Below are 23,238 nucleotides of genomic sequence, written 5' to 3'. Positions count from 1 at the left end.
GTCATTTTCTTGCCATCTTGCTGCCCAACGCATAAGTCAAAGCGTTCGTCGGGGCTTGTCAAGGTGCCGGATGTTGCGCCGTCGCCCCGCTGTTTCATCCTACTGATTTGAGGGCCGGGAAAATGGGTTACAAGGTCGCTGTCGTTGGCGCCACAGGCAATGTCGGCCGGGAAATCCTGCAGACGCTGGCTGACCGGAATTTCCCCGTGTCGGAAGTGGTCGCGCTGGCTTCTGAACGTTCCGCCGGCCATGAAGTGTCGTTTGGCGAGGATCAGGTGCTGAAGGTCCGCGACCTCGCCACCTTCGATTTTGCCGGCACCGATTTCGTCCTGTCTTCGCCGGGTGCGAAGATTTCGGCCCAGTTTGCGCCCAAGGCCGCTGCCGCCGGCGCCTGCGTCATCGACAATACCAGCCATTTCCGCATGGACCCCGATGTCCCGCTGGTGGTGCCGGAGGTCAATCCGCATCACCTGTCCGGCTGGCGCAAGAAGGGCATTATCGCCAATCCCAACTGCTCCACCATTCAGATGGTGGTAGCGCTGAAGCCGCTGCATGATCTGGCCAAGATCCGCCGCGTCGTCGTCTCCACCTATCAGTCCGTGTCGGGCGGCGGCAAGGAGGCGATGGACGAGCTGTTCACCCAGACCCGTGCCATCTATGTCAACGATCCGGTGGAAAAGAAGAAGTTCACCAAGCAGATCGCCTTCAACGTCATCCCGCATATCGACAGCTTCATGGACGATGGCATGACGAAGGAAGAGTGGAAGATGGTGGTTGAGACCAAGAAAATCCTCGACCCGTCCATCAAGGTGTCGGCCACCGCCGTGCGCGTGCCCGTGTTCATCGGCCATTCGGAATCGGTGAATATCGAGTTCGAGAACCCGATCACCGCCGACGAGGCCCGCAAGGCCCTGCGCGCCGCCCCCGGTATCTCCGTTGTCGACCATCGCGTGGACGAAGGCTATGTCACCCCCGTCGAAATCGCTGGTGAGGATAATGTCTTCATCAGCCGTATCCGTGAGGACAGCACCGTCGAAAACGGTCTGAACCTGTGGATCGTGGCCGACAATCTGCGCAAGGGTGCGGCGCTGAACGCGGTACAGATCGCCGAAGTGATGATCCGCGACGGGCATATCGGCCCGGCGGATTGATTGTAGAAGAGCGAACGAAGCGGCGGCCCCAGTGGCCGCCGTTTTTGTTTTCGGGCGCGGCGCCGCCATCACCTTTCCGTTCCCCCTGGAACAGACCTTGGTCCGGGTGGTGCCATATGGTAGGACGCTGGCCAGCATCGATAACGCCCCGGTATCGGGGCCATGCATAAGGGAATGTGGGAGATGACGAAGCTTGTCCTGATCCGCCATGGTCAGAGCGTGTGGAACCAGTTGGACCTGTTCACGGGCTGGACCGATGTGGACCTGTCGCCGCAGGGCGTGGAGGAGGCCAAGGAGGCCGGCGTCAAGCTGAAGGCGGCGGGCCTGGATTTCGATATCTGCCACACGTCCGTCCTGAAGCGCGCCATCAAGACCAGCAACCTGGCGCTGGAAGCCATGGACCGTATCTGGGTGCCGCAGTTCAAGAGCTGGCAGCTGAACGAGCGCCATTATGGCGGCCTGCAGGGCCTGAACAAGACCGAGACAGCGGCCAAGCATGGCGCCGATCAGGTCAAGATCTGGCGCCGTTCCTACGACATCGCCCCGCCGGTCCTGGCCGAGGATGATGAGCGTCTGCCCGATGCCGATCCGCGCTATGCCGACCTGTCCAAGGAACAGCTGCCGCGCACCGAAAGCCTGAAGGATTGCGTGGCGCGCGTGGTCCCCTACTGGACCAACGTGATCGCTCCGCAGGTGAAGGCCGGCAAGCGTGTGCTGGTCGCCGCCCATGGCAACAGCCTGCGCGGTCTGGTCAAGTATCTGTCCGGCATGGGCGATGACGAGATCGTGCAGTTCGAAATCCCGACCGGCAAGCCCATCGTTTATGAGCTGGATGCCGATCTGAAGGCGCTGGACCGGTATTTCCTGGATTGAGGCGGAATGGGGTGAGGGCGGCTATGCCAAGGGGCGTGTCACATGCCCCTTGGAGGCCGCCGCCCGGCGCTTGAGGGAACATGAAGAATACTAAGAGCCATGATACATGGCTCTTGGTTTACGCCTTCACCCCCGCAAAGGGTGCCGCCTTGGCATTTGGGTCCAGCGGCCAGCGGGGGCGGGGGGCGAAGTCCAAACCGTCAGTCAGGCCCAGGCGCAGCCGTTCCAGACCGGCCCAGGCGATCATGGCACCATTGTCGGTACACAGAGCCAGTGGCGGCGCCACGAAATCGAACTTGTGACGGCGGCACAGGTCGGTCAGGCGGGCGCGCAGCACCTGATTGGCGGCGACCCCGCCGGCGACCACCAGGGTCTTGCCCTCCGGGAACTCCGCCTTGAAGTATTTCAGCGCCTTGGTGCAACGGTCGATCAGACTGTCGCCCACGGCCTGGTGGAACGATGCGGCCAGATCGGCGCGGTCGGCATCCAACAGGGTGCCGCCCAGATTTTCCACATGCCGCCGCACGGCAGTCTTCAGGCCGGAAAAGCTGAAATCACAATCGGGCCGGCCTTTCATGGGCACCGGCAGGTCGAAGCGGCCAGGATCGGTCGCTCCCGAAGCCGCCTTTTCCATCAGCGGGCCGCCGGGATAGCCCAGGCCCATGATCTTGGCGGATTTGTCAAACGCCTCCCCCACCGCATCATCGATGGTGGTGCCCAGACGGCGATACCGTCCCACGCCCTCTACCGCCAGCAACTGACAATGGCCGCCCGAGACCAGCAGCAGCAGGAAGGGGAACGTCACCCCATGCGTCAGACGCGCCGTCAGGGCGTGGCCTTCCAGATGGTTGACGGCCATGAAGGGCAGGTTTGTGACCGCGGCCATGGCCTTGGCCGTCATCACCCCCACCATCACCCCGCCGATCAGGCCCGGTCCCGCCGTGGCGGCAATGCCGTCCAGGTCCGACAGGCCCAGCCCGGCCTCGTCCAGGGCCTGACGCACCAGCCGGTCCAGATGCTGTAAATGCGCGCGGGCCGCGATCTCCGGCACCACGCCGCCATAGGGGCGGTGATCGTCCAACTGGCTCAACACCACATTGGACAGGACGCGGCCCGGCCCCTCGCCCTCATCTTCGACGATGGCGGCGGCGGTTTCATCACAACTGGTTTCGATGCCAAGGACTTTCATGGGGGCAGAACCTAAGCGTCCGCCGGCCCGGCGGCAAGGGCGGCGGGACATTGCAGCCATGGCGGCTGCGAATATGGCGGGCAGGGAAGCCGTGTTGATTGACAAACCGCACGCCCGTGCTATTCCCGCATGACCCGTTCCACAGGAGCCAAGCCATGATCCGCGTTCACCACCTGAACATCTCCCGGTCGCTGCGCGTCATCTGGCTGCTGGAGGAACTGGGGGTGCCGTATGAGATTGTGCGCCATCGCCGCAATAAGAAGACCATGCGCGCCCCCATCAGCTTGCGCGACCTGCACCCGCTGGGCAAGCTGCCCATGGTGAAGGTGGACGGCAAGGTGCTGGTGGAAACTGGCCTGATCATCGAATATCTGCTGGCCCATCACGGCCCGCATCTGGCCCCTGGCGCCGATAATGCCGAGGCCCACTGGCGCTATCGCTACTGGATGCATTACGCCGAAGGCTCCCTGATGCCGCAGCTTCTGCTGAAGCTGATTTCCGACAAGATGGGCCTGCTGGCCCTGCCCATCCGGGGCATGGTCAAGGAGCAGGTGAACCTGCATCTGGATTATGTGGAGAAGGAGGCGGGGCGTTCCCCCTGGCTGGCTGGTGCGGAATTCAGCGCCGCCGACATCATGATGAGCTTCCCGCTGGAAGTGTCGGTGATGCGCGCCGGCGTGACGGCGGCCACCCACCCCAACATCACGCGCCTGCTGTCCGCCATCCAGGCCCGCCCGGCCTATCAGCGCGCGGTGGCGCAGGCGGCAGATAAAGGTTAACGGAGTTTGCATCGGGCCGCTTCCCCCGAGGCCCCGAAAGCGGTATTGAGAGAGGTATGAAAGCTCTTCTCCGCATCGGCACGCGCGGCAGCCCCTTGGCGTTGGCGCAGGCCATTGAGACCCGCGACCGTCTGGCCGCCGCCTTCCCGGAACTGGCGGAGGCGGGGGCGGTCGAGATCGTCACCTTCAAGACTGAAGGCGACCGCATCCTGGACCGCACGCTGAGTGCGGCGGGCGGCAAGGGGCTGTTCACCAAGGAGATCGAGCAGGCGCTGCTGGATGGCTCCGTCGATCTGGCGGTGCATTCCATGAAGGATGTGCCGACAGCCCTGCCCGACGGGTTGGACATCATCTGCTATCTGCCGCGCGAGGATCATCGCGACGCCTGGTTCAGCCCCAAGGCCGCCAGCCTGGACGAGTTGCCCGAAGGTGCGCTGGTCGGCACGGCCAGCCTGCGCCGGCAGGCCATCGTCCTGATGCGCCGGCCCGACCTGCGGATCGCGGCCCTGCGCGGCAATGTGCAGACGCGGCTGCGTAAGCTGGAAGAAGGGCTGGTTGATGCCACCCTGCTGGCCATGGCGGGGTTGAACCGGCTGGGTCTGGTGGACAAGGCCACGGGCGTGCTGTCGGAAGAACAGATGCTGCCGGCGGTGGCGCAGGGCGCCATCGGCATTGAAACCCGCATTGGCGATGACCGCACCAATGCCTATGTTCGTGCGTTGAACTGTGCCGAAACGGAATTGCGGGTCACGGCCGAACGCGGTGTGCTGGCCACACTGGACGGGTCGTGCCGCACGCCCATCGCGGCCCTGGCCCTGATCAATGGTGACGCCATGTCGTTGAAGGCGTTGGTCATCCGGCCTGATGGACAGCAATGGTTCATGACGGGTCGCGCCGGCAACAAGGCCGACGCGCTGGCCATGGGCATTGACGCGGGGGAGGAGCTGAAATCCAAGCTGCCCGCCGCCTTCTTTGCCGGGATCAACCCTGACGGGCCGGTGGTGTGACGGGCGTCCTGGTCACACGGCCAGAGCCGGGGGCGGCGGAAACAGAAGCGGCGTTGAAGGCGCTGGGCTACGTTCCCGTAATGGCTCCGCTTCTGACCATCCAGCCCGTGCCGGGACCGCCCCTTGACCTGAAAGGCTTTGACGCTGTTGCCGTCACCTCCGCCAATGGCCTGCGGGAACTGGCCGCCCGCAGTGCGGAGCGCGTATTGCCGCTTTATGCTGTCGGTGAACGGACGGCGTCGCTGGCGCGGGAACTGGGCTTCCAGGAGGTCTATGCCGCCGGTGGGGATGTGATCTCCCTTTCCCGCCTGTTGTCGGGCCGGGGGCCACGGGTTCTGCACCTGTCGGGTGAGGATGTCGCGGGGGAACTTTCACCCGCTGACGTTGTTGTCACAAGGATTACCGCCTATCGTGCGGTGCCGGTGGATGACCTGCCCGACGCAGCGGTGACGGCCCTGCGTGACGGACAGGTAGCCTATGTGGCGCTTTTTTCGCCGCGTACGGCCAGCGTGTTTGTTAGGTTGGCACAAAAGGCCGGGTTGTCGGCGCCCATGGGCGGTCTGACGGCCCTGTGCATTTCGGCTGCGGTTGCGCGCGCCGCCCAGGGGTTCGGTTTCAGCCAGACCCGTGTGGCGGTGCAGCCCGATGCGGCCAGCCTGCTGGCCCTGCTGCCGGCGGTGAAGGGGAGTTGAGGAATGAGCGACAGTGACAAGACGGGCAATAGCCCCAGCCTGGCCGATCTGGAACGCGAAATCGCAGCCAGTGCCCAGAAGCAGGACGCAAAGCCCGCAGCACCCAAGGTGAACCCGGCGCCGGTGGCGGCCAAGCGCAGTGGCGGCGGCGGCCTTCTGGGCGGGACGGCCTTGCTGCTGGCGCTGGGGGCTGCGGGTCTGTCGGGCTATGGCTTCTGGCGCGACCTGAATGCACCGCCGCCTGCCGTGGCTGACCTGTCGCCGCTGGCCCAGCGCCTTAATGCCGTGGAGACGGAGCAGCAGGCGCTGCGCGCGTCGCTGGAGACCCTGTCGAAGCGCCAGGACGCACTTGAACGCCGCCTGTCGGGGGACACAACCATTGTTGCCCGGGAGACGGTGCAGGTGCCGGCGGAACAAGGGCCGCAGGGTGGGGTTGATATCTCCGCCACTGAGGCGCTGGCCGACCGCATCGCCGCCCTGGAAGATCGCAAGACAGAGACGGTTGACTTGGCCCCCCTGACCCACCGCGTGCAGACGCTGGAAGAAGTGTCGGCGGAGGTGATCCCGCGCCTAACCATGCTGGAAACCCGCCGGCAGATGGGCGCTGTGGGCGAGGCGCTGATCATCGCCGTGGGGCAGTTGCAGGCAGCGCTCAGCGGTGGGCGCCCCTATGCGCGGGAATTGCGGTCGGCGCAGGCGCTGGCCGCCAACGATACCGCGCTTCTGGATCTGCTGGCGCCCCTGTCGGCATCGGCGGAAACTGGCTTGGCGGGGGATATCGAGCTGCGGGAGAAGTTCCGCCTGCTGGCACCCGCCGTCTTGCGCGCCGACCGCGACCGGGAAGGGGCGGATTGGACCGACCGTGTCCTGGGCCGCCTGACCAGCATCATCACCTTCCGCCGCGCCTCTGGCGAGGTGGCGGGCGACAATGCCGATGCGGTTCTGGCCCGTGCCGAGGCAGCGATGCTGGCCAATGACCTGCCGCGCGCGGTGGAGGAGATGGAGCGGTTGCCGGCCCATGCCGCCGGTCCCGCCGTAGAATGGCTGAAACTGGCCGAGGCGCGTATGGCGGCAGAAGCCGCCGCCGCCACCCTGGCCGACATGTCGCTGGCCCGCATGGCGGGTCCCGGCAAGGCGGATGCCGGGAACGGGGCCAGGGACGGGGAGAACCGCTGATGCGTAAATCCCTGATATTCTTCCTGAAGATCGGCATTCTGGTGGCGGCTGCCGTCTGGCTGGCGCAGCGTCCGGGCCGGGTGACGATTGAATGGCTGGAGCATGTGGTGGAGATGCCGGTGGGCATCGGCGCCATCCTGGTCCTGCTGGCCGCCTGGATTGCCGCCAGCATCGCACGGCTGTGGCGCATCCTGCGCAACGGGCCGGGCGCCTTTGGCCGCAGCCGCAATGCGCGCCGGCGTGAGGGTGGGTTCCGTGCCCTGGCCCAGGGCTGGGTCGCGGCATCGGCGGGTGATGCCGACATTGCCACCAAATCCGCGAAGGCCGCAGAAAAGCTGCTGCGTGAACCGTCGCTGACCCTGCCGCTGTCGGCCCGTGCCGCAGAGTTACGCGGCGATGCGGTGGCGTCGGCGTCGGCCTACAAGGCCATGCTGAGCAAGCCCGCGACGGAGTTGGCGGCACGGCGTGCCCTGCTGACCCAGGCCATGGAGCGGGGGGACCGCCCGGCAGCCCTGGACCATGCCCGCCGCGCGCTGGAATTGCGGCCCAAGGCCGACTGGCCGGCCAAGGCGCTGGCGGAGCTGGAGGCAGGCGGTGGCAACTGGCTGGAAGCCGATGCCGCCCTGGTCAAGGCGCAGAAGGTCAAAGCCCTGCCCAAGGATGATGCCGGCCATCGCCGCGCCGCCCTGCTGATTGAAGAGGCGCGCAAGGCCATGGCCACGGGGCGGCCCGATCAGGCCCTGCAATCGGCCCAGGCAGCGTTCGATCTGGACCCCGCACGGGTGCCGGCGGCAACGCTGCTGGCGCGCCTGCTGGCCAAGGCGGGCAAACATGCCAAGGCCGTGAAGGTGCTGGAACAGGCGTGGCGGCAATCGCCGCACCCCGATCTGGCCAAGGTCTGGGGCGAGGCGTCGGCGGACCAGAACCCGCTGACGCTGGTCAAGCGCTATGAGGCGCTGGTGGCGTTGAAGCCCGGTCAGGCGGACGCGCATTTCGCCCTGGCCGAGGCGGCAATCAACGCCAAGCTTTGGGGTGTGGCGCGGTCGCATCTCGACAAGGTTCGCGAACTGGCCCCGACCACCCGCGCCTATCGCCGGCTGGCCGATGTGGCGCGGGCGGAAAAGGGTGAGGGGCCGGAGGTCCAGGCCTTCCTGAACCAGGCCATGTCGGCGCCTGCCGATCCCCGCTGGCGCTGTACCAGTTGCGGCACCAGCCATAGCGACTGGCACGCCGTGTGTGATGAATGCGGGGCGGTGGATGCCATTACGTGGCCGAAGGTGGGGAAGGCTTAATTCGCGCGACGATTCCGCTTCCGCCGCGCTGGGCCACCGGTTAACCATGGCCCACCTTTGTCCCGCGTGGATATAGCCCCATGCTGCTGCCCTATTCCGGTGGGGTTGATACCCTGCTGCTGCTGGTCATTGCCCTGATCGTCGATGCCTGCATCGGTGACAGCCCATTACTGCGCCGGTTTTTACCGGGGCCGGCCGATCTGGTGGCGCGCGCGGTGGTGCAGTTCGACCGGCGGCTGAACCGGATCGACCGGACGGACGGGGTGCGCGGGGCGCGCGGCTCTCTGGTCACAATCCTGCTGCTGGCGCTGGGCATCCTGGTTGGGTTCTGCCTGTCGGTCCTGGTGCGGCATGTGCCGGCGGGGGGCTTTCTGGAATTGATCATCCTGGTGCGCTGCCTGACGCTGCGCCTGCCCTGGGGTGCCATGTCACGCACGGTATCGGCGCTGGAGGCGGGGGAGACGGAGGCGGCACGTCAGGCCGTTGGCCCCCTGACCGACCGGCAACTCTGGAGCCTGGACGATCACGGCATCGTGCGGGCCGGGGCGGAGGGGGCGGCGCGTGCCCTGACTCACGGCGTGGTGGCGCCGGCTTTGTTCTATGCCCTGTTTGGGCTGGCGGGCCTGCTGGTCTGGGCGGCGTTGGATGGGACGGCGCGCATCATCGGCCATGACACGCCGCGCCATGCCCGGTTTGGGGCGCTGGCCCGGCGGTTGACCTCCTGGGTTGGGTTTCCGGCCGCCCTGATCGCGGCCCTGGTATTGTTGCTGGCGGCGTCCTTCGTGCCGCGCGCCCGTGCGGCGTCGGGCCTGCGCGATGTGCGCGGGGCCAAGGGGCACCCGATGGGGGCCGACGCCCTGCCCATCGCCGCCTTTGCCGGCGTTCTGGACCTGTCGGTCGCCGGCCCCCGGCGGGAAGGGGACAGGGTGGTCAAGGAGCCCTGGCTGGGCAATGGCCGCGCGAGGGCCACGCCGCGCGACCTGCGCGCCGGCATGGCGCTCTACGCCATCAGCGCCTTGATTGCCGCGGGGCTGGTGGTGGGGATGGGGCTGCTGGTGGCAGGGTGATATTCACCCAGGGCACCATTCGCCCACCCTGCGACAAGACCGCCCTGTATCAAGGCTTGACCCACCGCCGCCAACGCGACTATCAACCGTTACGTTATAACGTATTTGAATTGAGGGTTCAGCAATGCGGACGGACAAGGCGCTTGTTTGGCTGGTGGCGGCGGTGATAGGCAGCGCGGTGGCGGCAGCGCCCGCCATGGCGCAACAGGCACCCACGGCGGACAGTTCGGCCCATGACCGGGTGGAGGAGATCATCGTCACCGCCTCGCCCATCGGGGCCAAGCGGTTCGATATCCTGCAAGGCACGTCCAGCCTGTCGGGTGAGGCGCTGGACAGGGCGCTGTCGACCACGCTGGGCGAGGCGCTGGACAAGCTGCCGGGCCTGTCGCAGACGGCGTTCGGGTCAGGCGCGTCGCGGCCCATCATCCGGGGTCAGGGCGGCGACCGTATCCGCATACTGTCGGGCGGTATCGGCAGCATCGATGCCAGCAGCACCAGCCCCGATCATGCCCCGGCCCTGGACCTGGCCACCGCCAAGCGGGTGGAGGTGGTGCGTGGTCCGGTCACGCTTCTGTACGGCAATAACGCCGTGGGCGGCGTGATCAACGTCCTGGATGGCCGCATCCCGATTGCCGAACCGAAGGACGGGGTTGATGGCTTTGCCCGCATCGGCGTGGGCAGCAATGCCGATGAACGGTCCCTGGCCGCCGGCATTGATGCCCGGCTGGATGGGCCGTTCGTGCTGCATCTGGATGGGTTCTACCGCCAAGCGGACGACTACAAAGTGCCGGGCTTCCTGGAATCCAAGGTCCTTCGCGAAGAGGAGGATCATGAGCATGAAGGGGAGGAGGAAGAGGCCAAGGGCCGGGTCGATAACAGCGATCTGACCCAGAAGGGCGCGACTGCCGGCCTGTCCTACCTGGGGGACTGGGGCTTCCTGGGCGTGTCGGCCAGCCGGTTCGACAGCAATTACGGCGTTCCCGCCGGCCATAGCCATGAGGGCGAGGAAGGCGAGGCAGAGGAAGGCCCCGTGCGCATCGATCTGGGCCAGACGCGCCTGGATCTGATGGGCGAGGTCAACCAGCCCTATGGCATCTTTGAGACGACGCGCGTGCGTTTTGGCTGGGCGGATTACGAGCATAAGGAGCTGGAAGGCGGCGAGACGGGCACCCGCTTCCTGAACAAGGGCTGGGAAGGCCGCATCGAGATGGTGCAGCGCGCCATGGGCAACCTGTCAGGCGCCGTCGGCGTCCAGGCCAGCAGCCGCAACTTCGAAGCCATCGGGGATGAAGCCTTCCTGCCGCCCAGCGATACCGACCAGATGGGTGTCTTCACGCTGCAACGCCTGGACCTGGCGCCCTTTGCTCTGGAAGGCGGGGTGCGGCTGGAGCGGCAGAATGTGACGGCGGGCAGTGTCGATTTCGACCGCGATTTCACCACCGTTTCCGTGTCGGCGGGCGCGTCGCGGCAGTTGGGTGATGGCTGGATGACGGGCGTCACCCTGTCACGCACCCAGCGGGCGCCCAATGCCGAAGAACTGCTGTCCGATGGCGCCCATCTGGCCACCAGCACCTATGAGCGGGGCGACGGCACGTTGGGCAAGGAGACGGGCCTGGGCGTGGAAGCGACCCTGAAGAAATCCGGCGGGCCGGTGACGGGGTCGGTCAACCTGTTCCTGACTGATTACGACAAGTACATCTATGAACGCCTGACGGGGGCGGAGGAGGAGGGGCTGCCGGTCGCCCAGTTCTCCGCCACCGATGCCCGCTTCTGGGGCTTTGAGGTGGAGGCCGAGACGACGGTCCTGCGCAACGATCAGGTGACGGTGACGCTGGATGGCGGCGTGGATTATGTCCGTGCCACCGACCGCGACAATGACACGCCCCTGCCGCGCATCCCGGCCCTGTCGGCCCGTGCCGGCCTGGGCTTTGAGCTGGCGACGGTGGCGGCGCGGTTCGAAGGCGTGTGGACCGACAAGCAGAAGCGCATCGCCGATTACGAGCTGCCGACCAACGATTCGATGGTGTTCAACGCCTCGTTGGACTGGCACCCCATTGCCGACCGCGACATCACCCTGCTGATGGAACTGCGCAACCTGACGAATGAGGAGGTGCGGCTGGCCACTTCCTTCCTGAAGGATGTGCTGCCGCAGCCGGGCCGCGACTTCCGCCTGTCGCTGCGCGCCGGGTTCTGACCGGCGGCAAACACGCAGAAGGACGGATCAGGGTGTTCCTGATCCGTCCTTTTTCTTTGGCAGTTTCGCCACCAGCTTAATCTCCGTAATGCCGTTGTCGGGCACCAGACGGGTGATGCCGATGGCGGTCCAGGCGGGGAACGGCGCCTTGACGTAAAGGTGCTTCACTTCCTTGAAGGCCGGCATCTGGCCGGGAATATCCGTGTGGTAGGTGGTCATCTCCACCACATCGTCCCAGGTGACGCCCGCCCGGCCCAGGATGATGCCCAACCGGTCCATGGCGCGGGTGTAGGCCAGCTTCAGGTCGGTTTCACCGGGGCGCAGGGCCGCCACCACGCCCGACAGATAGACCGTGTCGCCCGTCACCACGGCGTCGGAAAAACCCCATTCCGTGAACAGGGCCTTCACCCGTTCATCATCGGGCATGATCACGGTGGCTTCATTCCGAGCACCGGCCAGGGCTGGCAGGCACGACAGTCCGCAGGCCAGCAGGGCCAGGGCAAAACCGCGTTTCATCATCACACACTCCATCCTTATTATGGTTAAGGATGAAGCCGATATCAGAAGTGGTTTTGCCTGACAGTTACGGTGTGTAACGGGCCGGTGACGGGTCCGGGCGTCAGGACAAGCCGACCGTCAGGTCGCAGGTGGTGGAGCCGATGCCGCGATTGAAGAAGCGGATGACCATGCCGCCGGCATCGCGCACGGCCAGCACCTGGTTCTGGCCGGGACCCAGCGACAGTTGCCGGCCCGTGGCGGCCAGCGTGCTTTCGGTGATGGAATATTCCAGAACGCAGCGCTTATTGCCCTTATTCTCAAACGTCACGTCGCCGGGGCCGGGGATTTTGAACTCAAAGCTCTTCCCGGCATTGAAATCGACACGGCCCTGGCACGGATTGCCCTTTTGCACCTCGCATCCGAATTCGCCCTGCGGGCCGCGCTGTACCGCGGGCTGGGCCTGGATGGATGGCACGGACAGCAGGCCTGTGAGCAGGGCAAGGCTGGCAAGGGTCAGGCGGGACATCCGTTCGGCGCTCCTAAGGCGGCAGGGTCATCAGTTCAAATAGACAAGCGGCACCGGTGCTGCAAGCCCGCACCCTTCACGCGCGTCAGTCCACACGGCTGGCGCTGAAAAAGCGGGAAGGGTGAACAAGCTGGTCTTGTGCGGCGATGATCTGCAATTCCCGCTGCCCGGCGTCGCGCGTGGCGCGGAATACAGCATAGATGGCCGATGCCGCATGCGACAGCGCCAACTGCCCGTCGCCGGTTTCCAGGAACTTGGCCAGGAACAGGGCAGCGACACAGTCACCGGCCCCGTTGGGCATGGGTGACAGGTCCAGGCGCGGGGTGGCAACCAGGAAGGCGCCATCCGGCCCGTCCAGCAGCATTTCGATACTGTCATCGGGCGCGTCGCTTCGCGTCAGGCTGGTCACCATCACCCAGCGGGGCCCCAATTTCCGGGCTGCCTTGGTGGCCGACAGGGCCGATGACAGGTCGGTGACGGTGTGGCCGGTCAGGAATTCCAGCTCAAACTGGTTGGGTGTGATGATGTCGGCCTGGGGCACGGCGCGGTCGCGGAAGAATTCCGGGATGCCGGGTCGCACAAAAAACCCGCGCCCGACATCGCCCATGACGGGGTCACAGCAATAGAGCGCATCCGCCTTGCCCTGTTTGGCCCGTGCCACCGCCGATAGGACGACATCGCCCAGCGCCGCATCGCCCATATAGCCGGTCAGGACGGCATGCACGCCATCCATGGCTCCGCGCGCCTCCACCCCCTTTAACACATCGGCGATATGGTCGGGCGGCAGGACCATGCCCGTCCAGGCGCCATAGCCGGTATGGTTGGAGAATTGCACCGTATTAACGGCGATGGCATCAAAGCCCAGCCGTTCCAAGGGGAAAACGGCAGCCCGGTTGCCGACATGGCCAAAGGCGACATGGGACTGGATGGTCAGGATGGTCCGCACTGTTTCACCCTTCTGCTGCCGTGTCTTCTTGCTACGCCGGGCGACGACAGACCTTCAATGGCAAAAGCGTGTGGAGGACACTGTGCGGTGCGTCACTGCCGGCCTATCTCGACATGGCGTCAGTTAGCGTTCCCACCGTGCCCCATCCGGGCTACTCCAAAAAATGAAAAGAGAGCGTCCCATGCGCATGTTGCGTGATGCCAAGATCAAGACCCGTGTGCTGATCGGTTTCGGGGTGCTCCTGGTGCTGCTGGTCGTGCTGACCGGCATCGGGGTGCAGAAGGTCAGCCTGATCAATGACAGCCTGACCCAGATTAACGAGGTGAACAGCGTCAAGCAGCGCTACGCCATCAATTTCCGCGGCTCTGTGCATGACCGGGCCATCGCGTTGCGCGATGTCGTGCTGGTCGATCCGTCGAAGATTGATCTGGTGGTGGCCGATATCCGCAAGCTGGAAGCCGCCTACGCCACCTCTGCCAAGGCGATGGACGAGATGTTCGCGGCTCGCAAGGACATCCTGCCGGAGGAGCGGCAGATCCTGGCCTCCATCAAGGAGATCGAGGCCAAGACGCTTCCCGGCATCAACAAGGTGATCGAGCTGCGTAAGGCCGGCAAGGACGCGGATGCGCAGGAATTGCTGCTGTCCACGGTGCGTCTTGACCTGTCGGAATGGTTGCTGCGGATCAACCGCTTCATCGACAAGCAGGAAAAGGACAATGGCCTGATCGGCGATGCCACGCGGGCACAGGCGCGCGGCTTTTCAGAGCTGATGTTGCTGGTCTGTGGCGTCTGTCTGGTACTGGGCGGTGGCATGGCCTGGTGGGTCGTGGGCTCGCTGGCCCCGCTGCGCCGCCTGACCGACGCCATGCTGCGGCTGGCCGATGGCAAGCTTGATACCGACATTCCGGATAATGAGGCCGCCAATGAGGTGGGCGACATTACGGGCGCGGTGCAGGTGTTCAAGACCAACGCCATTGAGGCCGACCGGCTGCGCCGCGAACAGGCCGCTGCCGAGGCGCGTGCAGAACAGGCCCGCAAGGCCGAGATGCAGGCCCTTGCCCAGCGGTTTGAGGATGAGGTGAGCGCGGTTGTGGCCGCCGTCGGCACGTCATCCGATCACATCAAGCAGTCGGCCGAACTGCTGCTGACCACCGCCGGCAATGCCGAGGAACGGGTGGACACGGTGGAGTCCTCTTCCGCCCAGGCCACCGACAATGTGCAGGCCGTGGCCACGGCGGCGGGGCAGCTTGCCGCGTCGATCCAGGAAATCGCCCGCCAGATTGAGGATAGTGCCGACCGCACCCGCCGCGCCGCCGAACAGGCCAGCCACACCAACAGCCTTGTCGATGGATTGTCGGCGAAGGCCGACCGCATCGGCGAGGTTCTGGGCCTGATCAGCGACATTGCCAGCCAGACCAACCTGCTGGCGCTGAACGCCACGATCGAGGCGGCGCGGGCGGGAGAAGCCGGCAAAGGCTTTGCCGTCGTCGCGTCGGAGGTGAAGTCGCTGGCCAGCCAGACGGCGCGCGCCACCGATGATATCGCCCAGCGCATCGCGGAAATCCAGGCCGCGACGGGTGAGGCGGTGAAAGCCATCAAGGAAATCGGGGCCACCGTGGAACAGGTGAACCAGATTTCCACCTCCATCGCGTCCGCCGTGGAGGAACAGAACGCCGCCACCACCGAAATCGCCCGCAGCGCCCGCCACGCCTCCAACGGGGTGGAGACGGTGACCATGGCGGTGGTCGATGTGCGCGAGGGCACGGCCCAGACGGGGGCGGAATCAAAAGCACTGCTGACCGCGTCTGCTGAACTGACCGATCATGCCGGGGCCTTGAAGGCGCAGGTGGACCGGTTCCTGGCGTCGGTGCGCGCGGCTTAGTTTTCGCCCTCTGCCGTCGCTGGTGTACCCGCATCGTTGATGTCGGTATGCCGTGACACCCCGTCCCGTTGCCGGGGCCAGCCTTCCTCGGGTAGGCTGGCCCCGTTCTTCATTTGGGATCAGGCATCATGCATATCCGCCCCCGCCGCTCCGCCCTTTACATGCCCGGTGCCAATGCCCGCGCCTTGGACAAGGCGCGCGGCCTGCCTGCCGACGTCCTGATCCTGGACCTGGAAGACGCGGTGGCGCCGGACGCCAAGGAACAGGCCCGTGCGCAGGTGATGGCGGCAGTGCATGAGGGCGGCTATGGCAGCCGGGAACTGGTGATCCGCGTCAATGGCCTGGACACTCCCTGGGGCCATTCCGATCTGGTGGCCGCCGCCACGTCGGGTGCCGATGCGGTCCTGATCTGCAAGGTGGACAGTGCGGAGGGGGTGCGGCAGGCCGACCGGGTGCTGCGGGCCGCAGGCGCGCCGGAAACCCTGCGCCTGTGGGTCATGATGGAAACGCCGCGCGCCATGCTGGCGGCAGGCGAGATTGCCGGGGCGTGTGCGCGCATGGAATGCCTGGTCATGGGCACGTCGGACCTGACCAAGGATCTGAACGCGCTGGCCACCCGCGACCGGCTGCCCATGGTGACCAGCCTGGGCCTGTGTATGCTGGCCGCCCGTGCCTATGGGTTGACGGCGCTGGATGGCGTGCATGTCGATCTGGATGATGCCGAAGGGCTGGCCGCGTCCTGCCGCCAGGGCCGCGAACTGGGCTTCGATGGCAAGACACTGATCCATCCCAAGCAGTTGGACGCCGCCAACGAAGCCTTCGCACCGTCAGTGGAAGAGGTCGCCCGCGCCCGGCGCATCATCGCGGCCCATGCCGATGCGGTGGCGGCGGGCAAGGGTATCACGCTTGTCGATGGCAAGCTGATTGAGGCGCTGCACGTAGAGACGGCGCGGCGGGTTGTGGCGCTGGCCGAGGTGGTCGGGGTGGGGTGAGCAGTAGGTCAGGTCGAGGCGGATGCCTCGCCCTGACAGCAACGGATCGAAGACCTTTCCTGTCAGGGCTCGCCTTTGGCTCGACCTGACCTACGGGTTACCCCTCCAATTCTTCCTTCAGAGCTTCCAGTTCCAGCCAGCGTTCCTCTGCCGCTGACAACTCGCCCTGCGCCGCCGACAAATCCTCCGACGCTTTGGCAAAGCCCTTGGGGTCCTTGCTGTAGAAGGCGGGGTCGGCCATCTTCGTGTTCAACTGCGCGATCTTCTTTTCCAGGGCCGCCATCTTGCCCGGCAGTTCTTCCAACTCCCGGTTTTCCTTGAAGGACAGTTTCTTCTTGGCCTTAGGCGCCACCGGTGCGGCGGCGACCGGTTTGGCGGCGGCCTTGGCGGCTTCTGCCGGTTCGTCGGCTTTGCGCTGGATCAGATAGTCGCTGTAGCCGCCGGGATATTCCGAGACGTCGCCATCGCCCTCAACCGCGATGGTGCTGGTGACCAGCCGGTCCAGGAAATCACGGTCGTGGCTGACCAGCAGCAGCGTGCCGTCATAGTCCGACAGCACTTCCTCCAGCAGGTCCAGCGTATCCATGTCCAGGTCGTTGGTCGGCTCGTCCAGGACCATCAGGTTGCTGGGCTGTGCAAACAGCTTGGCCAGCAGCAGACGGTTACGCTCTCCGCCCGACAGGGCCCGCACCGGCTGTTCCATCATGGAGGGATCGAACAGGAAGTCCTTGAGATAGCTGGAAATATGGCGCGGCTTGCCGCCGACCCAGATGCTGTCGCCGCCCTCAGGCAGCAGCACTTGTTTCAGGGTGTCGTTGGGGTTCAACTGTGCCCGGCGCTGATCAAACACGATGGTCTGCAGATTGGTGCCCAGGCGGATGGAGCCGCTGTCGGGCGACAGTTCGCCGATCAGCATTTTCAGGATCGTGGATTTGCCGGCCCCGTTCGGGCCGATCAGCCCGACCTTGTCGCCTCTAAGGATGCGGGTGGAGAAATTCTGGCAGATCACCCGTTCGCCGGCGTCGCTCTGGAAGCTTTTGGAGATGTTTTCGGCTTCCACCACCAGCTTGCCGGAATTGTCGCCTTCGGAGACGGTGAAATTCACCTGCCGCGACTTGATGCGGTCGGCACGTTCCTGGCGCATGCCCTGCAACCGGCGGACGCGGCCCATATTGCGGGTGCGCCGGGCGGAGATGCCGCCCTCCCACATCCATTTCAGCTCTGCCGCGATCTTGCGGTCCAGCTTGTGATAGGCGGCTTCCTCTTCCTTGAAGATCTCATCCCGCCAGGTCTCAAAATCCCCGAACGGCCGTTCGGTGGTGCGCAGCACGCCGCGATCCAGCCACAGGATACGCTTGGACAGGTTCTGCAAGAAGGCGCGATCGTGGGAGATCAGCAGCAAGGCCCCCCGGAACTGCTGCAACTCCTTTTCCAGCCAGAGGATGGTGGGGATGTCGAGATGGTTCGTCGGCTCATCCAGCAGCAGCACATCCGGTTCGTCGACCAGGGCGCGGGCCAGGGCCGCGCGGCGCGATTCCCCGCCCGAGAGCGTGGCGCAGGCACGGTCGCCGGGCAGGTCGAGGGCCTCCAGAACCGCATCGACGCGGTACTGCATCGGTTCGGCCTGACCTCCGGCCACGAAATCGGCCACGGTGGGGAACTTGGAGAAATCAGGCTCCTGCGCCAGATAAGCGACGCGGGCACCGGGTTGCAGGAAGCGCTCCCCCGTGTCGATGTCGATCTCGCCCGCCAGACATTTCAGCAAGGTGGATTTGCCCGACCCGTTGCGGCCGACCAGGGCGATCTTCTCCCCCCGCGCCACCGAAACATCGATGCCTTCGAACAGGGTGGTGGAGCCCAGATGGACAGAGGCGCCAGCCAGGGAGATGAGGGCGGGGTTATTGGGGGCCATATCAGTTGCCCTTGCCAACCTGAAGCGAGCGCACAAAGTCGGACAGGCCCACCTGACGACGGCGCTTCAGGCGTTCGGCCTTCAGGATGGCTTCCACGGCGGCCACTGATTCCTGCACGTCCTTGTTCACGATGACATAGTCATATTCGGACCAATGGCTCATCTCGTCATTGGCCTTGGACATGCGGTGCGCGATGACCTCCGCGCTGTCCTGTGCGCGGTTGGTCAGGCGGCGTTCCAACTCTTCCGCGCTGGGCGGCAGGATGAACACCCGGACCAGATCGGTGCCGGCGCTGTCGGAAAGCTGCTGTGTGCCCTGCCAGTCAATGTCGAACAACACGTCGCGCCCGGCGCGCATCGCCTCTTCCACCGGGCCGCGCGGGGTGCCGTAGCGGTTGCCGAAGACGTTGGCATGTTCCAGCAGTTCCTTGCGCGCCACCCGCGCCTCAAACTCTGCGTGGTCCACAAAATAATAATGCACGCCTTCCTGCTCCCCCGGCCGCATGGGGCGGGTGGTCAGGGACACGGACATGGACAGGTTGCCGTCACGCGTCAGCAATTCGCGCGAGATCGTGGACTTGCCGGCACCGGACGGGGAGGAAAGGACCAGCATCAGGCCGCGGCGATGGATCAGGGACATTTCGGGGACTGCCAAAGGGGGTGGTTAAGGGGCGGGGGCGGGCGTCAGCCCGTTTACTCAATATTCTGGACTTGTTCGCGGAACTGCTCGATCACGGCCTTCAGCTCCATGCCGATGCGGGTCAGTTCGACATCGGCGGATTTGCTGCACAGCGTATTGGCCTCGCGGTTGAATTCCTGGCACAGGAAATCCAGCCGGCGGCCCACGGCCCCGCCATCGCGCAGCATGGTGCGGGCCTGGGAGATGTGGGCGCGCAGACGGTCCAGTTCCTCGCGCACGTCGGCCTTGCTGATCAGCAGCGCTGCTTCCTGGGCCAGCCGATCCTCGGCCACGGGCGGAACGGCATCCAGCAGGGCCTGGATCTGGCCGCGCAGCTTGGCGCGCAGCGCCTCGGGTTGCAGAGAGGAGGTAGCGGCGGCGGCGTCGGTCAGGCGCTCAATCTCCGCCAGATGATCCAGCAGGACGGCGGCCAGATGTGCGCCCTCGCCCGTACGGGCCTCTACCAGCCGGTCGATGGCGGTGGCGACGGTGGCGGCGATGGCCTGTTCCAGGGCCTGACGGTCTTCCTCTGTCTCGCGCGGTTCGGCACTGTCGATGACGCCGCGCACGGATAACAGCGTGTCGATGGCCGGCGGCGGGGCGTCCGGCCCGCCGATGTCGCGTGCCAGTTCCAGCACCTGGGCCAGCAAGTCGCGGTTGATGCGGAGCGCGCCGGCATTTTCCAGCCGCGTCAGGTTGACGGCGACATTGACATTGCCGCGCGTCAACCGTGCCTCTACGGCGGTACGAATGGCGGGTTCAACCCCGTCCAGACCGGCGGGCAGGCGGCAGCGCAGGTCGCGGCCCTTGCCATTGACGCTGCGCGCCTCCACCACCCATTGCGCGCGCTCGTTGGAGCCGTCGGCCCGGGCGAACCCGGTCATGGAAATGACAGCGCCCTTGCCGTTGGCGGGGCCAGTCTTGCGGGCGGCGGGATTTTGCGTCACATCAGGCTCGATCTTTGGGGCGGCTGAAAGGCGGTTTATATCGCTCCGCCGCCCCAGCAACAAGGTTTCCACCGGTCGAGGCCCCTCATGCGTGATCCGCGCGTCATATTCATCACGGGTGCCTCGTCTGGCATCGGGGAGGCGTTGGCCCTGTCCTATGCGGCGACGGGCATCCGCCTGCTGCTGACCGGCAGGGATGAGGGGCGGCTGGCGCAGGTGGCGGATCGCTGCCGCGAGCAGGGGGCGGATGTGGTCACCACCATTATCGACGTCACCGACCGGGTGGCGCTGGCCGAATGGATCATGGCGCGCGACGGAGAGGTGCCGGTCGATCTGGTCATCGCCAATGCCGGCATTTCGGCAGGGACCGGCGGCGGGGTGGAGACTGAAGCCCAGGCCCGCGCCATCTTCGCCACCAATCTGGACGGGGTGTTGAATTCCATCCATCCCCTGATCCCTGCCATGGTGGCGCGGGGGCGGGGACAGATCGCCTTGATGTCCTCGCTGGCCAGCTTTCGCGGCATGGCGGGAGCGGCGGCCTATTGCGGGTCAAAGGCGGCGGTGCGCGTCTATGGTGAGGCGCTGCGCGGGGATCTGGCCCGGCATGGAGTGGGGGTCAGTGTCATCTGCCCCGGATTCGTGGTCAGCCGCATGACGGCGGTCAACCGCTTCCCCATGCCGTTCCTGATGGATGCCGACCGGGCGGCGCGCATCATCCGGCGCGGGCTGGCTTTGGGGAAGGGGCGGGTGGCCTTTCCGTTCCCAACCTATGCCGTGTCCTGGCTGCTGGGCGTGCTGCCGCCCGGACTGGTCGATATGATCCTGGCCCGGGCGCCCCGGAAAGGGTGATTACCGCACGCGCGACAGGGCCAACTGCGCCTTGGAGGTCTGGACCGAGAGCGCATCCAACGCCACGGGAAGCGTGGCCGGGCGCAGGGCGGTGGGGTAGGCCTTCAGCAGCAGGTCGATGGCGGCCACCACGTCCGCCGGCAGCGGCACGCCGGCCTTCACCAGGGCTTCGGACCGCACCTTGGCCGTGATCGCGAAGCCGTAGCCGTCCAGGTAGGGCTCGAACTCCGTGTTGGCGCTGGCCGAGCGATACTGACGCGCGGCCCGTTCGATCATGCCGGCCAACAGCTTGGCCTGTACCGCCTTGGCGCTGTCGCTGCTTTTCGGAGCCTTGGTGGCGGTGGCATCCAACGCGGTCAGTACGGCCTTGGCGGCCTTTTCCACCTCTGCCACGGGTGCATTGCCCAGCGCCAGTTCAGAGGCTTTGCTCATCTCATCCTGGAACGGCGTAGCGCCCTGGGCCGTGAAAACCGGCTCCAGATCGACATAGATCTCTGAAATCGGGTGAGCGAACATTTCGCCCGCCGCCTGATGCCGATCCGCCTTATAGGCGGCAAGGCCCGCATGATAATGCGCGGCGGTCACGTCCAGGGCGGAGATGAAGGCCACCGGGTCCTTGGCGGCATCCTCGGCGGATACGCCGCCCTCACCACCCTCTCCGCCTTCACCCCCTTCGCCACCCTCGCCACCTTGGGCGACCTGCAGGGCGATGGCGCCATCCTGGTGCCAAGATGTAGCCGTATCGGCCAGGGCGGCACCACCGGCCAGAACCGACAGGCCGACGCCGACCCAAAGACGGGGTTGAAGCTTGATCATGGACCCAAGGCTCCCATGCGTAGATTATAAAGGTGAGGTGGGGCGGGACCGTGCCATGATGCCCGCTCAATTGCAAGTCATTCGCAATCTTAACCGTTCGTCTTTTCCCGCGCGGAGTGTCGCATCATGATCCTGCCTATCGCCAATGTCCTGACACCCGAAGAGGTGGCCTTGATGGTGGAACGGTTGGGCGGTGGACGGTTCCAACCGGGGGCAGCGACGGCGGGATGGCACGCCAAGCTGGTCAAGGATAATGAGCAGTTGCGCGGCGACGACCCGGCCCATGGCGACCTCCGCGCCATGGTGGAGGCGGCGGTACGCCGCCATCCAGTGGCGGCCATGGCAGCGAGGCCGAAGGCATTCGGCCCCATCCTGTTCGCGCGTGCATCGGGCGGTCAGCATTATGGCAGCCATGTCGATGATGCCCTGATGGGCGGTGTACGCACCGACATCTCCTTCACCCTGTTCCTGGCCGATCCTGACAGTTACGAGGGCGGGGAACTGGTGATGGAGACGAATGCGGGGGATGTGGCGTTCAAGCTGCCGGCGGGGGCAGGGCTGTTCTACCCGTCCACCACGCTGCACCGGGTGACGCCGGTCACTGCGGGACAGCGGCTGGTGGCCGCAGGATGGATACGGTCCTTTGTGCGCGACGCGGCAGAGCGGGAGCTTCTGTTCGACCTCGACACGGCGCGGCAGGGGATATTCAAACGCGACGGAAAAACGGCGGAATTCGACCTTCTCTCCAAATGCCTGTCCAATCTGATCCGCAAATGGGCGGAGGATTGAGGGCGGGCAGGGGTGTTGGCCACGAAGCCGCTTGTCATCCCCGTCCTTTCGCGGCAATGTCCGCGGCATTTTTCGGGAAGCGGCCGGCGTGACCGGTCGTCCTTTGTGGAGCCTGGGTCAAAGTGAAAGCCATCATCCTGAGCGCCGGCCAGGGCAAGCGTCTGATGCCCCTGACGGAAGACCGGCCGAAATGCCTGATCGACCTGTCGGGCCGTACCCTGCTGGAATGGCAGATCCGGGGTCTGGCTGCGGCTGGTGTGACAGAGGCGGTGGTCGTCACGGGCTTTCGCGCCGACCGGGTGGAAGAGGCGCTGGCCGGCATGGATGTGCCGGGCATCACGACCCGCACGCTCTACAATCCCTTCTATGCGTTGGCCGACAATACGGCCAGCTGTTGGGTCGCGCGGGCAGAGATGGACGGGCCATTCCTGATCCTGAACGGCGACACCCTGTTCGAGCCGGAGATCGCTAAGCGCCTGCTGTCGGGGGCGACAAAGCCCATCACAGTGACGATCGACGCCAAGGACGGATATGACGCCGATGATATGAAGGTGCGGACCGACGCCGACGGCAACCTGATGCAGATCGGCAAGACACTGCCGCTCGACATCGTGAACGGGGAAAGCATCGGCTTTCTGTGCTTCAGCGCCGAGGGCGGACAGCGTTTCGCAGCGGAAGTGGAGAAGACCCTGCGCACCCCGGAAGGTCTGCGCCGCTGGTACCTGTCGGTTATCGACACCATCGCCAAGGCTGATGGCAGCGTCGGCACCGTCTCCATCCAGGGTCTGGAATGGGGAGAGATGGACTTCCCCGCCGATGTTGACAGCAATCGTGCCCTGACCACGGGCTGGACAGAGCGCGGGATCGGCTGATCCCTATCCATATGGTTGGACCACGGAACATTTAATTGATCCGTGTCAATGCGGAACCCCGGTGATGCGGTCAGGATGTGAGCATCCAATGACCAGTCACCCGGGGCCAG

At 65.6% G+C, this 23,238-nt stretch carries 22 protein-coding genes; 14 read left to right on the top strand and 8 right to left on the bottom strand.

The window, feature by feature from the left end:
• Positions 1 to 122 precede the first annotated feature (122 nt).
• Together C0V82_RS07030 and gpmA are read left to right on the top strand one after the other, a co-directional pair.
• Positions 123 to 1,151 (top strand): aspartate-semialdehyde dehydrogenase, encoded by a 1,029-nt coding sequence (locus C0V82_RS07030; protein ID WP_102111712.1) that lies wholly within the window; start codon positions 123 to 125, stop codon positions 1,149 to 1,151.
• 183 nt (positions 1,152 to 1,334) lie between these two features.
• Entirely contained in the window at positions 1,335 to 2,024 is a 690-nt protein-coding gene (gene gpmA / locus C0V82_RS07025) for a 2,3-diphosphoglycerate-dependent phosphoglycerate mutase (RefSeq protein ID WP_102113299.1), read from the top strand.
• 118 nt (positions 2,025 to 2,142) lie between these two features.
• Here the strand turns inward: gpmA and tsaD are convergent, their stop codons facing one another.
• The gene (gene tsaD, locus C0V82_RS07020; protein WP_102111711.1) at positions 2,143 to 3,213 is read right to left on the bottom strand and encodes a tRNA (adenosine(37)-N6)-threonylcarbamoyltransferase complex transferase subunit TsaD; all 1,071 of its coding nucleotides are present in this window, start codon (positions 3,211 to 3,213) and stop codon (positions 2,143 to 2,145) included.
• A 155-nt stretch (positions 3,214 to 3,368) separates the two neighbouring features.
• Between tsaD and C0V82_RS07015 the strand changes: the two genes are divergently transcribed.
• The 7 genes from C0V82_RS07015 (at position 3,369) to C0V82_RS06990 (ending at position 11,420) form a co-directional block, all read left to right on the top strand.
• The gene (locus C0V82_RS07015) at positions 3,369 to 3,992 is read left to right on the top strand and encodes a glutathione S-transferase family protein (protein WP_102111710.1); all 624 of its coding nucleotides are present in this window, start codon (positions 3,369 to 3,371) and stop codon (positions 3,990 to 3,992) included.
• Positions 3,993 to 4,048: 56 nt separating this feature from the next.
• Positions 4,049 to 4,999: a hydroxymethylbilane synthase gene (hemC, locus tag C0V82_RS07010; protein WP_102111709.1), complete on the top strand. Its 951-nt coding sequence runs from the start codon at positions 4,049 to 4,051 to the stop codon at positions 4,997 to 4,999.
• Positions 4,996 to 5,691 (top strand): uroporphyrinogen-III synthase, encoded by a 696-nt coding sequence (locus C0V82_RS07005; RefSeq protein WP_102111708.1) that lies wholly within the window; start codon positions 4,996 to 4,998, stop codon positions 5,689 to 5,691. Before hemC ends, C0V82_RS07005 begins: the two co-directional genes overlap by 4 nt.
• Positions 5,692 to 5,694: 3 nt before the next feature.
• Positions 5,695 to 6,867 carry a COG4223 family protein gene (locus C0V82_RS26805; RefSeq protein ID WP_158659782.1) on the top strand — a complete coding sequence of 391 codons (1,173 nt, stop codon included), beginning with the start codon at positions 5,695 to 5,697 and terminating at the stop codon, positions 6,865 to 6,867.
• Positions 6,867 to 8,159 (top strand): heme biosynthesis protein HemY, encoded by a 1,293-nt coding sequence (locus tag C0V82_RS07000; protein ID WP_158659781.1) that lies wholly within the window; start codon positions 6,867 to 6,869, stop codon positions 8,157 to 8,159. Before C0V82_RS26805 ends, C0V82_RS07000 begins: the two co-directional genes overlap by 1 nt.
• Before the next feature lie 80 nt (positions 8,160 to 8,239).
• Positions 8,240 to 9,226: a cobalamin biosynthesis protein CobD/CbiB gene (locus tag C0V82_RS06995; RefSeq protein ID WP_102111706.1), complete on the top strand. Its 987-nt coding sequence runs from the start codon at positions 8,240 to 8,242 to the stop codon at positions 9,224 to 9,226.
• Positions 9,227 to 9,350: 124 nt separating this feature from the next.
• Positions 9,351 to 11,420, top strand: coding sequence for a TonB-dependent receptor (locus tag C0V82_RS06990; RefSeq protein ID WP_102111705.1), 2,070 nt, complete (start codon positions 9,351 to 9,353; stop codon positions 11,418 to 11,420).
• Between the two features lie 27 nt (positions 11,421 to 11,447).
• Here the strand turns inward: C0V82_RS06990 and C0V82_RS06985 are convergent, their stop codons facing one another.
• The 3 genes from C0V82_RS06985 to pdxY all read right to left on the bottom strand — a co-directional run bounded on the left by C0V82_RS06985 (position 11,448) and on the right by pdxY (position 13,390).
• Positions 11,448 to 11,939, bottom strand: coding sequence for a Rid family hydrolase (locus tag C0V82_RS06985; protein ID WP_158659780.1), 492 nt, complete (start codon positions 11,937 to 11,939; stop codon positions 11,448 to 11,450).
• A gap of 100 nt (positions 11,940 to 12,039) precedes the next feature.
• Complete coding sequence (locus tag C0V82_RS06980) at positions 12,040 to 12,444, bottom strand: hypothetical protein (protein ID WP_102111703.1); 405 nt, start codon at positions 12,442 to 12,444, stop codon at positions 12,040 to 12,042.
• A gap of 85 nt (positions 12,445 to 12,529) precedes the next feature.
• Positions 12,530 to 13,390, bottom strand: a complete 861-nt coding sequence (gene pdxY / locus C0V82_RS06975; RefSeq protein ID WP_102111702.1) for a pyridoxal kinase PdxY — start codon at positions 13,388 to 13,390, stop codon at positions 12,530 to 12,532.
• Positions 13,391 to 13,571: 181 nt separating this feature from the next.
• Between pdxY and C0V82_RS06970 the strand changes: the two genes are divergently transcribed.
• The gene (locus tag C0V82_RS06970) at positions 13,572 to 15,272 is read left to right on the top strand and encodes a methyl-accepting chemotaxis protein (RefSeq protein WP_102111701.1); all 1,701 of its coding nucleotides are present in this window, start codon (positions 13,572 to 13,574) and stop codon (positions 15,270 to 15,272) included.
• Positions 15,273 to 15,400: 128 nt separating this feature from the next.
• Positions 15,401 to 16,264 carry an HpcH/HpaI aldolase/citrate lyase family protein gene (locus tag C0V82_RS06965; protein WP_102111700.1) on the top strand — a complete coding sequence of 288 codons (864 nt, stop codon included), beginning with the start codon at positions 15,401 to 15,403 and terminating at the stop codon, positions 16,262 to 16,264.
• A gap of 97 nt (positions 16,265 to 16,361) precedes the next feature.
• Here C0V82_RS06965 and C0V82_RS06960 read toward each other — a convergent pair whose 3' ends face one another.
• The 3 genes from C0V82_RS06960 to C0V82_RS06950 are packed head-to-tail and all read right to left on the bottom strand — an operon-like array spanning position 16,362 to position 19,739.
• Positions 16,362 to 18,176, bottom strand: a complete 1,815-nt coding sequence (locus C0V82_RS06960; RefSeq protein WP_102111699.1) for an ABC-F family ATP-binding cassette domain-containing protein — start codon at positions 18,174 to 18,176, stop codon at positions 16,362 to 16,364.
• A gap of 1 nt (position 18,177) precedes the next feature.
• Positions 18,178 to 18,816: a guanylate kinase gene (gene gmk, locus C0V82_RS06955; RefSeq protein WP_102111698.1), complete on the bottom strand. Its 639-nt coding sequence runs from the start codon at positions 18,814 to 18,816 to the stop codon at positions 18,178 to 18,180.
• A gap of 53 nt (positions 18,817 to 18,869) precedes the next feature.
• On the bottom strand, positions 18,870 to 19,739 hold the full coding sequence (locus tag C0V82_RS06950) for a YicC/YloC family endoribonuclease (protein WP_102113298.1): 870 nt from the start codon (positions 19,737 to 19,739) through the stop codon (positions 18,870 to 18,872).
• Positions 19,740 to 19,889: 150 nt separating this feature from the next.
• Between C0V82_RS06950 and C0V82_RS06945 the strand changes: the two genes are divergently transcribed.
• A complete protein-coding gene (locus C0V82_RS06945) occupies positions 19,890 to 20,651 on the top strand; it encodes an SDR family NAD(P)-dependent oxidoreductase (protein ID WP_102111697.1) in 762 nt (253 codons plus the stop codon).
• On the opposite strand, the gene C0V82_RS06940 is transcribed toward C0V82_RS06945, so the two are convergent.
• Positions 20,652 to 21,467 carry a hypothetical protein gene (locus tag C0V82_RS06940; protein ID WP_102111696.1) on the bottom strand — a complete coding sequence of 272 codons (816 nt, stop codon included), beginning with the start codon at positions 21,465 to 21,467 and terminating at the stop codon, positions 20,652 to 20,654.
• A gap of 126 nt (positions 21,468 to 21,593) precedes the next feature.
• Here C0V82_RS06940 and C0V82_RS06935 point away from each other — a divergent pair, with 126 nt between their 5' ends.
• Both C0V82_RS06935 and C0V82_RS06930 read left to right on the top strand, forming a co-directional pair.
• On the top strand, positions 21,594 to 22,256 hold the full coding sequence (locus tag C0V82_RS06935; RefSeq protein ID WP_102111695.1) for a Fe2+-dependent dioxygenase: 663 nt from the start codon (positions 21,594 to 21,596) through the stop codon (positions 22,254 to 22,256).
• 122 nt (positions 22,257 to 22,378) lie between these two features.
• Positions 22,379 to 23,128: a phosphocholine cytidylyltransferase family protein gene (locus C0V82_RS06930; protein ID WP_102111694.1), complete on the top strand. Its 750-nt coding sequence runs from the start codon at positions 22,379 to 22,381 to the stop codon at positions 23,126 to 23,128.
• Positions 23,129 to 23,238: the final 110 nt, after the last annotated feature.

The sequence above is a fragment of the Niveispirillum cyanobacteriorum genome (genome assembly GCF_002868735.1).
Taxonomy (GTDB): domain Bacteria; phylum Pseudomonadota; class Alphaproteobacteria; order Azospirillales; family Azospirillaceae; genus Niveispirillum; species Niveispirillum cyanobacteriorum.
This window is presented reverse-complemented; position numbering and strand designations above follow the sequence as displayed.